The sequence below is a fragment of the Actinacidiphila polyblastidii genome, from assembly GCF_036353415.1.
In the GTDB taxonomy this organism is placed as follows: Bacteria; Actinomycetota; Actinomycetes; order Streptomycetales; family Streptomycetaceae; genus Actinacidiphila; species Actinacidiphila polyblastidii.
This window is the reverse complement of the sequence record NZ_JAZEWV010000005.1, coordinates 275,384-289,128: the sequence shown is the minus strand read 5'-3', so window position 1 is coordinate 289,128 and position 13,745 is coordinate 275,384. Positions and strand designations below refer to the sequence as shown.

Here is a 13,745-nt window from a genome sequence, read left to right as displayed (position 1 = left end):
GCTGCCGAGCGTGTCCGCGTCTGCGTCTGCGTCTGCGTGTGCGCCCGCGCCTGGTGGGTGGTACGCCGCCCAGTTCGACGCGAGCGGTCACCGGCCGCTGACCGGCGGTGGCAGGGGTGGCAGCGGTGGCGGCTTCGGCAGCCGGCACGCGAACCAGACGGTCTTCCCGATGCCGTGCGGGCGCGGCAGGACGCCCCAGTCCGCGGCCAGCGCCGCCACCAGGGCGAGCCCCCGCCCGGACTCGTCGTCCGCCCCGGCCGCGCGCACCGCCGGCACGCCGTCCCCCGCGTCGGACACCTCCACGCGCAGCGCGCCCTCGCGCAGTTCGCAGCGGATCTCGATCCGCCGGCCGCGCACCCGGGAGTGCCGTACCGCGTTCGTGACGAGTTCGCTGACCAGCAGCACGGCGGTCTCGGCGGTGTCCTCCGGCAACCCCCACGCCGCGGCCTGCGCGCGCAGGGCGGCGCGGCCGCGGCCCACGCTGCGCCCGTGGCGCGGCAGGTGCCAGACGGCCTCGCCGGCCGGGGGATCGAGGGCGGGGTTCCCCGGCTGCGGGGACGGGCAGGGCCTGGCGGAGGAGTGCATGCCGCCATCGTCGCGGCGCAGCGACAACACCCCAAGGGGTCCGGCGTCCCGCCGGACGGCCGGGCACAAGGCCGCTTCCGGCCATCCTGCCGGGCCCCGCGCCGCGGCCATCGCCGCTTGTCCCACGGTGAGTTGTGGGACAAGCGGACTCACGTTCCGTGTCCCTCCGGTCGCCCAGCGAGACTACGCTGCGCGGGCATGGCACCCACTCCACGTGAACTCAAACCGTCCAACTCCGCGCGGGAGTTGTTCGGCGCGGAGCAGCGACGGCTGCGCAGCGCGGCCGGCTTGTCCCTGGACCGCATGGCGGAGATCGTCAACTACAGCAAGTCGCACCTGCACGGCGTCGAGGTGGGGGAGCGGCTGCCGTTACCCCCGCTGCCGGAGAAGCTGGACGCGACCTTCGGTACCGGGCAGCTCTTCGCCGGGCTCTGGGAGATCGTCCAACGCGAGCGGGTGCCGCGGCGCTTCGACCACTGCCTTGCGCTGGAGGGTCGCGCGACGCGGATTCAGGTGTACGGAGCCAGTATCGTCCCTGGCCTGCTCCAGACTGAGGCGTACATGCGGGCGCAGTTCGTCGCCGCTCACGCTGAGTGGAGTGAGAAGGAGGTCAACCACGAGGTGGAGAAGCGCCTGAGTCGTCAGGAACGCCTGCGCGGCGACAACACGCCGGATTTCTGGGCGATCGTGGACGAGTCGGCGTTGAGGCGCACCACTGGCGGACCCACCGCCATGCGCGAGCAACTCACCGCGCTGCTGACCTTCGTGGACACTGCGCACACCACGGTGCAGGTCATGCCGTTCTCGCATTACAGCTACCCGCTTTTCAACGGCACCTTCATCTTGCTGACCCTGCCGGACAGTTCGACGGCGGCCTACGCCGAGAGCAGTACCGCAGGGGAGATGCTCGACGACCGAGCCACCATCGCACGCAGCATCCGCGACTACGATCGGATGAAAGCGTGCGCCCTGTCCCCAGGAGCGTCCGCGAGATTCATCGAGGCCGTCCTGGAGGATCACAAGCGATGCGAGTCACCCCCGAGCTGAACGGCATTCAGTGGCGCAAGTCCAGCTACAGCGGCGGCGAACAGGGCGACGCCTGCGTCGAGGTGGGGGTCGGGACCCCGGGCGTCGTGCCGGTGCGCGACAGCAAGGACCCGCACGGTCCGGTCCTCAGCTTCACGCCCGCGGCGTGGACCGCCTTCGTCGCCGAGGTGCGCGACGTCAGTTGGCGCAAGTCCAGCTATAGCGGCGGCGACCAAGGGTCCGAGTGCGTCGAGGTGGGGGTCGGGACCCCCGGCGTCGTGCCGGTGCGCGACAGCAAGGACCCGCACGGTCCGGTCCTCGCGTTCGCCCCGGCCGAGTGGGCCGCCTTCCTCTCCACCCTGCGCGACGGCGGGCTTCCCGCCCGCTGAGGAGGTGCGGCGGATGCGGTTCGACGGGGGAAGACCCTGCCTGGACCTGGTGGCCACGTGGTCGGCGCGCACGCCGTACGAGCGGCTCGTGACGCCGGAGGACCTCAGGACGTGGCTCGTAGGGGCCGGCGTGCTGCCGGCTCCGGCCGCCCGGCGGCTCGACGTCGCGCAGTGCCTCGGGCCCTTCCGGGCGCTGCGCGCCACGCTCACCGTGCTGGTCGAGGCGGCGATGAGCGGGGCGGCCGCCGATCCGGCGGACGTCGCCGCCCTCAACGCGGCGGCGCGCGCCGCGCCCGCTCCCGTACCGCAGGCCGTGCGGCGCGATGACGGCACGCTGGTGTTGGCGGCTGGCGCCGCGCCCACCCGGGAGTCGCTCCTCGCCGCCGTTGCCCGCGACGGCGTCGCGCTCCTCACGGACGCCCCGGCCTGCGGCCTGCTCCGCTCCTGCGAGGCGGCCGACTGCGCGACCGTGTACCTCGACACCTCTCGCGGGCGCCGCCGCCGCTGGTGCAGCAGCGAAGTCTGCGGCAACCGCGAGCGCGTCGCTCGCCACCGTCGCCGTTAGCTCGCAGGCGCGCTTGGCCTCCGGCCCGGTGGGGTGCTTGCTGTCGCTGCCGGGCCACCGGCCGGTGGGTGGTTGCTCGCGCAGTTCCCCGCGCCCCTGTTCGGGCGCGGCCCGTGGTTGTGAGCCGCCGTGAGGGCTGTGCGTCGTCACCGGCCCGGTGGGGTGCTTGCTGTCGCTGCCGGGCCACCGGCCGGTGGGTGGTTGCTCGCGCAGTTCCTCGCGCCCCTGTTCGGGCGCAACGCCCAGCTCATTCCGGGCGCAGCCCGGGTTTTTAAGGGGCGCGGGGAACTGCGCGGCCAGCCGCCGCGAGGGGTGCAGGTCGCCACCGGGCGATGGGGCAATTGCTGTCGCAGACCAGGCCACCGGCCGGTGGTGGGTTGCTCGCGCAGTTCCTCGCGCCCCTGGTGGGGCGCAGCGCCCGGCGCGGTCCGGGCGCAGCCCGGGGGGAGGGGTGGACGTGCGGCGTCGAGGGAGCCGGGGAAGGGCGGACGCGGAGCGTCCAGCGCGCCGCAGGCGATGAGGTGGGCAGAAGCCCGCAGGTCGCGTACGGTTGACGGCTGTCCCTGGCGCGGTCGTGCCAGGGACACCGCACGAACGCGAAGGGGGCCCTGCGTGGCCGCGCAGACCGCAGCACCAGGAGTCCGGGACCAGGAGATCGCCGCCGAGCAGGCGCATCTCGACCGGGTGTACCGCCGGCTGGAGGAGAAGATCCACGAGGCGGAGTTCCTGATGAGCGACGCCGCGCAGCGCGGCCAGGTCGGCACGCCGGGCGCGCTGGCCGAGCGCGACGCGCAGGTCTTCCGCGCCGGCGTCCACCTGAACCGGCTGAACAGCGAGTTCGAGGACTTCCTGTTCGGCCGGGTCGACCTGCTGGCCGGCAAGGACGGGAAGAAGGGCGCCGACGGCGCCTTCACCTCCGTCGACCCGGCGGACGACGCGATCCGCGAGGACGCCACCGCGGACATCGCGGAGACGCTGCACATCGGCCGGATCGGCGTGCTCGACACGGACTACGCCCCGCTGGTGATCGACTGGCGGGCGCCGGCCGCCGCGCCGTTCTACCGTTCGACGCCGGTCGCGCCGGGCCGGGTGGTGCGCCGCCGGGTGATCCGCTCCAAGGGCCGCAAGGTCCTCGGCGTCGAGGACGACCTGCTCAGGCCGGAGCTGACCACGGGGCTGCCGGTGGTGGGCGACGGCGCGCTGATGGCGGCGCTCGGCCAGGCCCGTACGCACAGCATGCGGGACATCGTCTCCAGCATCCAGGCCGAGCAGGACCTGGTGATCCGCGCGCCCGCCGCGTCCGTCACCGAGGTGACCGGCGGCCCCGGCACCGGCAAGACCGCGGTGGCGCTGCACCGGGCCGCGTACCTGCTCTACCAGGACCGGCGGCGCTACGCCGGCGGCATCCTGTGCGTCAGCCCGACGCCGCTGCTCGTCGCGTACACCGAGGGCGTGCTGCCCTCGCTCGGCGAGGAGGGCCAGGTGGCGATCCGCGCGGTCGGCTCGCTGGTCGACGGGGTGAGCGCGGAGCTGTACGACGAGCCTGCGGTGGCCAGGATCAAGGGCTCGCTGCGGATGCAGAAGGTGCTGCGCAACGCCGCGCGCGGCTGCCTGGACCTGCCGGACGGCGGCCCCGGGCTGCTGCGGGTGGTGGCCTTCGGCCGCCGCCTCGAACTGGACGCCCAGGAGCTGTCCTCGGTGCGCCAGCAGGTGCTGGCCGGCACCGCGCCGGTGAACCTGCTGCGGCCGCGCGCCCGCCGGCTGCTGCTGGACGCGCTGTGGCGCAGGACCGGCCGCCGCTTCGACGACACGGAGCTGGCCGCGGAGGAGCGCCAGGGGTTCGACGAGGACGTCAGCACCGAGCCGGAGTTCACCGACTTCCTCGACGCGTGGTGGCCGGTGCTGGCGCCGGCCAGGGTGCTGGCCGCGCTCGCCGACGAGCGGCGGCTGTCGCGCTGGGCCCGGCGGGTGCTGACCCCGCCGGAGGTCCGCCGGGTGGCCCGCTCGCTGCGTCGCGACGGCTTCTCGGTGCACGACGTGGCGCTGCTCGACGAGCTGGAGACGCTGCTGGGGTCGCCGCCGCGGGAGAAGAAGCGCGAGCTGGACCCGATGGACCAGCTCACCGGCCTGGAGGAGCTGATGCCGCAGGCCCGCGGCGAGAGCCGCCGGGAGCGCGCCGACCGGCTGGCCCGCGAGCGCGTCGAGTACGCGCACGTCATCGTGGACGAGGCGCAGGACCTCACGCCGATGCAGTGGCGGATGGTGGGGCGCCGCGGGCGCACCGCGACGTGGACGATCGTCGGCGACCCCGCGCAGAGTTCCTGGTCGGACGTGGACGAGGCGGCCCGCGCCCGCGACGAGGCGCTCGGCAACCGGCCGCGCCGCCGCTTCACCCTCACCGTCAACTACCGCAACCCGGCGGAGATCGCCGAGGTCGCCTCGACGGTCCTCGCGCTGGCGATGCCGGGCAGCCCGTCGCCCCGCGCGGTGCGCTCCACCGGAGTGCTGCCCCGCTACGAGGTCGCCGGGCCGGACCTGGCCGCGTCCGTCCGGGACGCCGCGGCGCGGCTGCTGGAGGAGGTCGACGGCACGGTCGGCGTGGTCGTCGCGATGAACCGGCGTGCGCAGGCGCGCCAGTGGCTGCGCGGCCTCGGCGACCGGGTGGTCGCGCTCGGCAGCCTGGAGGCGAAGGGGCTGGAGTACGACGCGACGGTCGTCGTGTCGCCCGCCGAGATCGCCGAGGAGTCCCCTGCCGGGCTGCGGGTGCTGTACGTGGCGCTGACGCGGGCCACGCAGCGGCTGACGGTGCTCGCCCGGGAGGCCGACCTCCCCGACGCCGCCGGAGTCCCGGACCTGCTCCGGGCGGACTGACCCGGTCGGCCGCGGCGCGGGCGGCCTCCCGCCGCGGGGGGTCGCGCGCGTCCGCCGGGCGCGGCCTGCCGGCGGGCCGGTCGCGCGTTCCCTCCGCCCGTGGCCGGGCGTCCCGGGCGGAGCACGCCGAACATGCCGGAGGCCCCTCCTGAGGAGGGGCCTCCGTGGTCTGCGACACCGACCCGCCATGCTCGCCTCGCGGCAAGTGGGCGCTCGAAGCGCCTAAGGTTGGGCCCGGGGGCTTGGATCGAGCCGGTGCCGTACCCAGGCTAACAAACCGATCCCGGAACCTCTTCCCGCCGGGCGGAAATCCCACGGGCGTTGCCTGAGCTTCACATCGTGGAAGTAGTCTTCCACCATCGCGGTGCGTTTATCTGTACCCGCAGGTAGGTGCAACGATCGATGCGCGCAACGAACCACCCTCAGGCAGGAACCGGAAGAAGGTCGTCATGGCAACGGCGCCAAGCGTCTCGTACTCGATCACGGTGCGGCTGGAGGTCCCCGCCAGCGGGACCGCCGTCGGCCGGCTCACCACCGCGGTGGAGTCCTCCGGCGGCTCGGTCACCGGCCTGGACGTCACCGCGTCGGGACACGAGAAGCTGCGCATCGACGTCACCATCGCGGCCACCTCGACCGAGCACGCCGACGAGATCGTCGGCAAGCTGCGGTCCATCGAGGGCGTCGCGATCGGCAAGGTCTCCGACCGTACCTTCCTGATGCACCTCGGCGGCAAGATCGAGATGCAGTCCAAGCACCCGATCCGCAACCGCGACGACCTGTCCATGATCTACACGCCGGGCGTCGCCCGGGTCTGCATGGCCATCGCGGAGAACCCCGAGGACGCCCGCCGGCTGACCATCAAGAGGAACTCGGTGGCGGTGGTCACCGACGGCTCCGCGGTGCTGGGCCTGGGCAACATCGGGCCGAAGGCCGCGCTGCCGGTGATGGAGGGCAAGGCGGCGCTGTTCAAGCGGTTCGCCGGCATCGACGCCTGGCCGCTGTGCCTGGACACCCAGGACACCGACCAGATCGTGGAGATCGTCAAGGCGATCGCCCCCGGCTTCGCGGGCATCAACCTCGAGGACATCTCCGCGCCGCGCTGCTTCGAGATCGAGGCGCGGCTGCGCGAGGCGCTGGACATCCCGGTCTTCCACGACGACCAGCACGGCACCGCCATCGTGGTGCTCGCCGCGCTCACCAACGCGCTGCGCTGCGTCGGCAAGGAGATCGGCGCCGTGCGGGTCGTCATGTCCGGTGCGGGCGCGGCCGGCACGGCCATCCTGAAGCTGCTGACCGCGGCCGGCGTCAAGCACGCGGTGGTCGCCGACATCCACGGCGTGGTGCACGCCGAGCGCGACGACATCAAGGCCGACGGCGACGCGCCGAGCGGCAGCGCGCTGCGCTGGATCGCCGACAACACCAACCCCGAGGGCGTCACCGGCACCCTGAAGGAGGCCGTGGTCGGCGCCGACGTCTTCATCGGCGTCTCCGCGCCCAACGTGCTGGACGGCTCGGACATCGCCCGGATGGCCGACGGCTCGATCGTCTTCGCGCTGGCCAACCCGGACCCCGAGGTCGACCCGGGCGCGGCCACCGAGCACGCCGCGGTGGTCGCCACCGGACGCAGCGACTTCCCCAACCAGATCAACAACGTGCTGGTCTTCCCCGGCGTGTTCCGCGGCCTGCTGGACGCGCAGTCCCGCACGGTGAACACCGAGATGATGCTCGCCGCGGCGCGGGCGCTGGCGAGCGTGGTCGGGGACGGCGAGCTGAACCCCAACTACATCATTCCCAGCGTCTTCAACGACAAGGTGGCCGGCGCCGTGGCCGGCGCGGTGCGGGACGCCGCGAAGGCGCAGGGGCCGGCCGTCGCCCCCGCCGGACGCGGCCCGATGCCCGCCTAGGGACGGTTGTTCGGTTCTGTGCGCGACGGGTCCGCGCGGCGTCTTCCGCGGCGCCGCGCGGACCCGTCGCGCTCCGGCGCACACAAACGGAACCGGAGCGTCGACCCCCCGGCGACAATGCGTCATCACGGCCCGTCCGCAGGGCTTTTTCCGCGACTCGCGCGGACAGGCGATTGGCTTTCCCCCCATATATGGGGGCAGGATGCACACCTGGGCAGTGAGGCACACAGCAACAGCTTCGAGCTCGCGCCCCCATGGCAGAAAGAACACGGGAGTACAGATATGAACCGCAGTGAGCTGGTGGCAGCGCTGGCCGACCGCGCCGAGGTGACCCGCAAGGACGCCGACGCCGTTCTGGCCGCCTTCGCCGAGACCGTCGGTGAGATCGTGGCCAAGGGCGACGAGAAGGTCACCATCCCCGGCTTCCTGACCTTCGAGCGCACCCACCGTGCCGCCCGCACCGCCCGCAACCCGCAGACCGGTGAGCCGATCAACATCCCGGCCGGGTACAGCGTCAAGGTCTCCGCGGGTTCCAAGCTCAAGGAATCCGCCAAGGGCAAGTGAGCCCCGGGCCGCACGGCCTGTAGCGGCGCGCAGCACGACGAAGGGCGGCCGCCCCCGGGAGGGGGCGGCCGCCCTTCGTCGTGCCGGCCGGGGCGCGTTGCGCGCCGCCGCCGGCCGACGGCCGGTCAGGCCACCGCGGCGGCGGCCCGGTCGGGCAGTTCGATGTGCGCGCCGAGGCCCTCCAGCTTGGCGAGGAAGTTCTCGTAGCCGCGGTTGATCAGGTCGATGCCGTGCACCCGCGAGGTGCCCTGCGCGGCCAGCGCCGCGATCAGGTAGGAGAATCCGCCGCGCAGGTCGGGGATGACCAGGTCCGCGCCCTGCAGCTTGGTCGGGCCCGACACCACCGCCGAGTGCAGGAAGTTGCGCTGCCCGAAGCGGCAGGCGCTGCCGCCCAGGCACTCCCGGTAGAGCTGGATGTGGGCGCCCATCTGGTTGAGCGCGGAGGTGAAGCCGAGCCGGGACTCGTAGACCGTCTCGTGCACGATGGACAGCCCCGACGCCTGGGTGAGCGCGACGACCAGCGGCTGCTGCCAGTCGGTCTGGAAGCCCGGGTGCACGTCGGTCTCCAGCGCGATGGCGTTCAGCGGGCCGCCGGGGTGCCAGAAGCGGATGCCCTCGTCGCCGATCTCGAAGGCGCCGCCGACCCGGCGGTAGGTGTTGAGGAAGGTCATCATCGAGCGCTGCTGCGCGCCGCGGACGTAGATGTCGCCCTCGGTGGCCAGCGCCGCGCTCGCCCAGGAGGCCGCCTCCAGGCGGTCGGGGATGGCCCGGTGGGTGTAGCCGCCGAGCTTGTCCACGCCGGTGATCCGGATGGTCCTGTCGGTGTCCAGCGAGATGATCGCGCCCATCTTCTGCAGGACGCAGATCAGGTCCTCGATCTCCGGCTCGACCGCCGCGTTCGTGAGTTCCGTCACGCCCTCGGCGAGCACCGCGGTCAGCAGCACCTGCTCGGTGGAGCCGACCGACGGGTAGGGCAGCCGGATCTTGCAGCCGCGCAGCCGCTGCGGGGCCTCCAGGTACTGGCCGTCGGCCCGCTTGTCGATGGTCGCGCCGAACTTGCGCAGCACGTCGAAGTGGAAGTCGATCGGCCGGCCGCCGATGTCGCAGCCGCCGAGGCCGGGGATGAAGGCGTGCCCCAGCCGGTGCAGCAGCGGGCCGCAGAACAGGATCGGAATCCGCGAGGAGCCGGCGTGCGCGTCGATGTCCGCGACGTTCGCGCTCTCCACCCGCGTCGGGTCGAGGACCAGCTCACCCGGCTCGTCGCCGCTGTCCACCGTGACGCCGTGCAGTTGCAGCAGGCCGCGCACCACGCGCACGTCCCTGATGTCCGGCACGTTGCGCAGCCGGCTTGGCTCGCTGCCCAGCAGCGCGGCCACCATGGCCTTGGGCACGAGGTTCTTCGCGCCTCTGACACGGATCTCGCCCTCCAGCGGGGTGCCGCCATGGACAAGCAGAACATCGGCGATGTCGGTCATGGAACTCGCGATCTTCGGGAGCGGTCATACGGGCAGGGGTGGAACGGGCGCGGCGACAGCGCGGCCGTCGGTCACGCGGCAGCGCGGGAACCAGGAACGAATGGTAGTGCGCTCGGCGGCCATGCCGTTGACCCTCCGTCTTGCCGCCGGTTGGGGGATCATGTGGACCATGACCGAGGTTTCCTCGCTCACCGGCCGGCTGCTGGTGGCCACGCCGAAGCTGGCGGACCCCAACTTCGACCGCGCCGTGGTCCTGCTGCTGGACCACGACGCGAAGGGCACGCTGGGCGTCGTGCTGAACCGGCCCACCCCGGTCGGCGTCGGTGACGTGCTGGAACCGTGGGCGGCGCTGGCCGGCGCGCCGCCGGTGGTCTTCCAGGGCGGCCCGGTCTCGCTGGACTCCGCGCTGGGCCTGGCCGTGGTGCCGGGGGAGCCGCCCGAGGACGGCGAGGAGCCGACCCTCGGCTGGCGCCGGGTGCACGGCGCGATCGGCCTGGTCGACCTGGAGGCGCCGCCGGAACTGCTCGCCGCCGAGCTGGGCTCGCTGCGCATCTTCGCCGGGTACTCCGGCTGGGGGCCGGGCCAGCTGGAGCGCGAGCTGGTCGACGGCGCCTGGTACGTGGTGGAGTCCGAGCCGGGGGACGTGTCCGCGCCGGACCCCGAGCGGCTGTGGCGCTCGGTGCTGCGCCGGCAGCGCAACGAGCTGGCGATGGTGGCCACGTATCCCGACGATCCGAGTCTCAATTAGGCTTGAGGGTTATGAGCACTCTTGAGCCCGAGCGCGGGACGGGCACCGGCACCCTGGTCGAGCCCACTCCGCAGCTCTCCCACGGTGACGGCGACCACGAGCGCTACGCGCACTATGTCCAGAAGGACAAGATCATGGCGAGCGCGCTGGAAGGCACGCCCGTCGTCGCGCTGTGCGGAAAGGTCTGGGTCCCCGGGCGGGACCCGAAGAAGTACCCGGTCTGCCCGATGTGCAAGGAGATCTACGAGGGCATGCCGGTCGGTGGCGGCGGCGGGGACAAGAACTCCTCGGGCCAGGGCGCGAACGGCTGACGGCGGGCGGTCAGGCACGGACGGCACGGACCGCATGTCCGACGACGACCTCCCGGGCGACGCCTGGCCGGACGGGATCGCACCCGACGACGCGAGCAGCGGCGAGCGGGTGCACGCGCTGGTCGGCCAGGGCCGGTTCGCCGAGGCGCACGCGCTGGTCAGTGACGCCTTCGTGGAGCGCAACGGCAGTGCGGGCTATCTGCTGCGCGCCTGGGTGCTCACCCAGGAGCGGCGGCCCGCGCAGGCCCGCGAGGCGGTCGACTGGGCGCTGGCGCTCGCCGGGCCCGGTGAGACCGCGGACGTCTTCGTGCTGGCCGGGGTGGTCCTGCTGTCCCTGGACGAGCCGCACGCCGCGCTGACGGTGGCGCTGCGCGCCGCGGGGGCCGACCCGGACGGCTGGGAGCCGTCGGTGCTGCTCTCCGACGTCTACCGGCGGCTCGGCCGGCTGCCGGACGCCGTGGCGGCCGCCCGCAGGGCCGTCGCACTGGCGCCGCACGAGGCCGAGGCCCAGGTGGCGCTGGCCCGCTCGCTGTCCGCGGGCCGCGGCCCGCTGGGCCGGCTGCCCAGGCGGCACCGCACCGAGCACGACTCGGCCGTCGAGCGGGCGCTGACGCTGGGTGCGGAGCCCGGCCAGCTGGTCGCCCCGCGCGGCGGGGTCCTCCTCGGCGGCATCGGCCTCGCGCTGTTCTGGGGCGTCGAGCTCTACGGGATCGAGTCCGGCGGCACCTGGCAGCTCGTCTCCGCGGGCGCGGCGCTGCTCGCCACGTTCGCGCTGGCCGCCCTGGTGGTCAGGGCCGGCGCGCGCCGCTCGGGGATCAGCGCCCGCAGCCGGCTGCGCGGCATCCGGGCCACCACCCGCACCGAGATGGTCGGCGACGACTGGCTGTGGCGGATCGCCGCGGTCCGGCTGGCGGCGCTGCTGCCGATGCCGGTGCTGCTCACCACCGGCCTGGCCGCCGACCGCGGCTGGCGGTCCGGCGGCTGGCCGGTCTGGGCGGTCGCGCCGCTCGCCGCCGCGGGCCTGGCCGCGGTGGCCTCGCTGCTGGCAGCCGCCCGCTGGTGGTACGGCGACATGTACGCGCGCAGGATGCTGCGCTACGGCTGGCTGGTGCGGCTCCAGCTGGCGGCGGTGGGCCCGCTGGCGGGGGTCACGCTGGCGCTGGCCGCGCGCGGCCGCGGAGCGGTCTCCGGGCGCACCTGGGCCGAACTGACGGTCGCCCACGCCGGCTGGACGGTGGCCGGCTGCGGCGCCGCCATGCTGCTCACCGGCCGGCTGCACGCGCAGCGCCGGCACGCGCTCTGACCCCGGCCGGGCGGTCCCGGGGGGACGTCGTCGAGGGTCGGGGGGAGCCCGCACAGGACGCCGAATTGGTCTATGCCAATCGGCGTTTATGGAGCAGGATTGACCCATGGATCTCATCCCCACCCCCAGTCACACCGCTGTGTACTCCGCAGACGCCAGCTTCACGCTCGGCCCCCGCACCGTCCTGGTGACCGGGCCCGGCACCGAAGAGGTCGCGCAGTGGCTCCGGGCGACCGTCGGCGCGGCGACCGGACTGCCGTTCGCGCCGGGGGACCTGCCCACCGCCGCCGGCGCCGACGGCGTGGTGCGGCTGGCCGTGGACGAGACGGTCCCCGGCGGGCCCGAGGGCTACCGCGTCACCGTCGACCCGGCCTCCGGGGTGCGGATCACCGGCGCGAGCCCGGCCGGCGTCTTCTGGGGCGCGCAGACCTTCCGCCAGCTCCTCGGCGCCGACGCCTTCCGCCGCGCGCCCGCCGCCCCCGGCCGCGCGTGGCAGGTGCCGGCCTGCCACCTCACCGACGCCCCGCGCTTCGGCTGGCGCGGCTTCATGCTCGACGTGGCCCGCCACTTCATGCCCAAGGACGTGGTCTTCCGCTACCTGGACCTGATGGCCGCCCACAAGCTGAACGTGCTGCACCTGCACCTGACCGACGACCAGGGCTGGCGGGTGGAGATCCGGCGCTACCCCCGGCTCACCGAGGTCGGCGCCTGGCGCGAGCGCACCAAGGTCGGGCTGCGCGAGTCGCCGCTGTGGGACGAGCGCCCGCACGGCGGCTACTACACCCAGGCCGACATCCGCGAGATCGTCGCCTACGCGGCCCGGCTGCACATCACCGTCGTCCCCGAGGTCGACATCCCCGGCCACTCCCAGGCCGCCATCGCCGCCTACCCCGAACTGGGCAACGCCGACGTCGTCGACACCACCGAGCTGAAGGTGCTGACCAGTTGGGGGGTCAACCCCAACGTGCTGGCCCCCACCGACCACGTACTGCGCTTCTACGAGGGCGTGTTCACCGAACTCCTCGACCTGTTCCCCGGCACGTTCTTCCACATCGGCGGCGACGAGTGCCCCAAGGAGCAGTGGCGGCAGTCGGCCACCGCCACGTCGCGGATCGCCGAACTCGGCCTGAAGGACGAGGACGAGCTGCAGAGCTGGATCATCCGCCACTTCGACCGCTGGCTCGCCGAGCGCGGCCGCCGGCTGATCGGCTGGGACGAGATCCTGGAAGGCGGCCTCGCGCCGGGCGCCGCGGTCTCCTCCTGGCAGGGCTACGCGGGCGGCATCGCCGCCGCCCAGGCGGGGCACGACGTGGTGATGTGCCCGCAGACCCATGTCTACCTGGACTGGCGGCAGTCGGAGTCGCCCGACGAGCCGGTGCCGATCGCGCACGCCCGCACCCTGGAGGACGTCTACCGGTTCGAGCCGGTTCCCCCGCAGCTGACGCCGGACCAGGCCCGGCACGTCATCGGCACCCAGGCGAACATCTGGACCGAGGTGATGGACTCGGTGCGGGTGCTGGACTACATGGCCTTCCCGCGGCTCGCCGCCTTCGCCGAGGTCGCCTGGTCCGACCTGCCCGCCTCCGACGAGCGCGACTGGGCCGACTTCGAACGGCGGATGGGCGCGCACTACGCCCGGCTCGACGCCCTCGGCGTGGAGTACCGCCCGGCCGGCGGGCCGCTGCCCTGGCAGCGCCGCCCCGGCGTCACCGGACGCCCGAAGGACGGCCCGCCCCCGATCGTGTGACCCGCGGGCGGAACGCCCGCACCGGCCGCCCGCCACCTGGCACCGTGGTCCCGTACCGCCCCAACAGCACAGAAGAAAGGCAATTCCGGCACAGGCGACCGAGCGGGGCGCAGTCGTACGATCACTCCCGGGAAGGGCGGATCGGTACTTCGTGGACCCTCGCGCCGACCGTCGGCGAACATGTGCCAGAGTTGCCACGTCCGGCCTGTCAGCACGTACGGTACGGCTACCGCGTGACGGAGGAAGGCCGGGAAGGG

General features: G+C 73.6%; 12 protein-coding genes. 10 read left to right on the top strand and 2 right to left on the bottom strand.

Features of this window, described 5'->3' with window-relative positions; translation table 11 throughout:
- Positions 1 to 87: 87 nt before the first annotated feature.
- A complete protein-coding gene (locus V2S66_RS09645) occupies positions 88 to 585 on the bottom strand; it encodes an ATP-binding protein (RefSeq protein WP_330794128.1) in 498 nt (165 codons plus the stop codon).
- A gap of 198 nt (positions 586 to 783) precedes the next feature.
- Between V2S66_RS09645 and V2S66_RS09640 the strand changes: the two genes are divergently transcribed.
- The 6 genes from V2S66_RS09640 to V2S66_RS09615 all read left to right on the top strand — a co-directional run bounded on the left by V2S66_RS09640 (position 784) and on the right by V2S66_RS09615 (position 7,904).
- A complete protein-coding gene (locus V2S66_RS09640) occupies positions 784 to 1,632 on the top strand; it encodes a helix-turn-helix domain-containing protein (protein ID WP_330794127.1) in 849 nt (282 codons plus the stop codon).
- A complete protein-coding gene (locus V2S66_RS09635; protein ID WP_330794126.1) occupies positions 1,611 to 2,000 on the top strand; it encodes a DUF397 domain-containing protein in 390 nt (129 codons plus the stop codon). The genes V2S66_RS09640 and V2S66_RS09635 overlap by 22 nt, the downstream gene beginning before the upstream one ends.
- Before the next feature lie 13 nt (positions 2,001 to 2,013).
- Positions 2,014 to 2,565: a CGNR zinc finger domain-containing protein gene (locus tag V2S66_RS09630; protein WP_330794125.1), complete on the top strand. Its 552-nt coding sequence runs from the start codon at positions 2,014 to 2,016 to the stop codon at positions 2,563 to 2,565.
- Positions 2,566 to 3,177: 612 nt separating this feature from the next.
- Positions 3,178 to 5,436, top strand: coding sequence for a HelD family protein (locus tag V2S66_RS09625; RefSeq protein ID WP_330794124.1), 2,259 nt, complete (start codon positions 3,178 to 3,180; stop codon positions 5,434 to 5,436).
- 449 nt (positions 5,437 to 5,885) lie between these two features.
- On the top strand, positions 5,886 to 7,340 hold the full coding sequence (locus V2S66_RS09620; protein ID WP_330794123.1) for an NAD-dependent malic enzyme: 1,455 nt from the start codon (positions 5,886 to 5,888) through the stop codon (positions 7,338 to 7,340).
- A gap of 282 nt (positions 7,341 to 7,622) precedes the next feature.
- Positions 7,623 to 7,904, top strand: a complete 282-nt coding sequence (locus tag V2S66_RS09615; RefSeq protein WP_033176253.1) for an HU family DNA-binding protein — start codon at positions 7,623 to 7,625, stop codon at positions 7,902 to 7,904.
- 125 nt (positions 7,905 to 8,029) lie between these two features.
- Here the strand turns inward: V2S66_RS09615 and murA are convergent, their stop codons facing one another.
- A complete protein-coding gene (gene murA, locus V2S66_RS09610; RefSeq protein WP_330794122.1) occupies positions 8,030 to 9,379 on the bottom strand; it encodes a UDP-N-acetylglucosamine 1-carboxyvinyltransferase in 1,350 nt (449 codons plus the stop codon).
- Positions 9,380 to 9,548: 169 nt separating this feature from the next.
- Between murA and V2S66_RS09605 the strand changes: the two genes are divergently transcribed.
- From V2S66_RS09605 to V2S66_RS09590, 4 genes are all read left to right on the top strand, one after another.
- Positions 9,549 to 10,127 (top strand): YqgE/AlgH family protein, encoded by a 579-nt coding sequence (locus V2S66_RS09605; protein WP_330794121.1) that lies wholly within the window; start codon positions 9,549 to 9,551, stop codon positions 10,125 to 10,127.
- Positions 10,128 to 10,138: 11 nt separating this feature from the next.
- On the top strand, positions 10,139 to 10,438 hold the full coding sequence (locus tag V2S66_RS09600) for a DUF3039 domain-containing protein (protein WP_330794120.1): 300 nt from the start codon (positions 10,139 to 10,141) through the stop codon (positions 10,436 to 10,438).
- Positions 10,439 to 10,472: 34 nt separating this feature from the next.
- On the top strand, positions 10,473 to 11,741 hold the full coding sequence (locus tag V2S66_RS09595; protein ID WP_330794119.1) for a tetratricopeptide repeat protein: 1,269 nt from the start codon (positions 10,473 to 10,475) through the stop codon (positions 11,739 to 11,741).
- A 106-nt stretch (positions 11,742 to 11,847) separates the two neighbouring features.
- Positions 11,848 to 13,488, top strand: a complete 1,641-nt coding sequence (locus V2S66_RS09590; RefSeq protein ID WP_330794118.1) for a beta-N-acetylhexosaminidase — start codon at positions 11,848 to 11,850, stop codon at positions 13,486 to 13,488.
- The last annotated feature ends 257 nt before the right edge of the window (positions 13,489 to 13,745 follow it).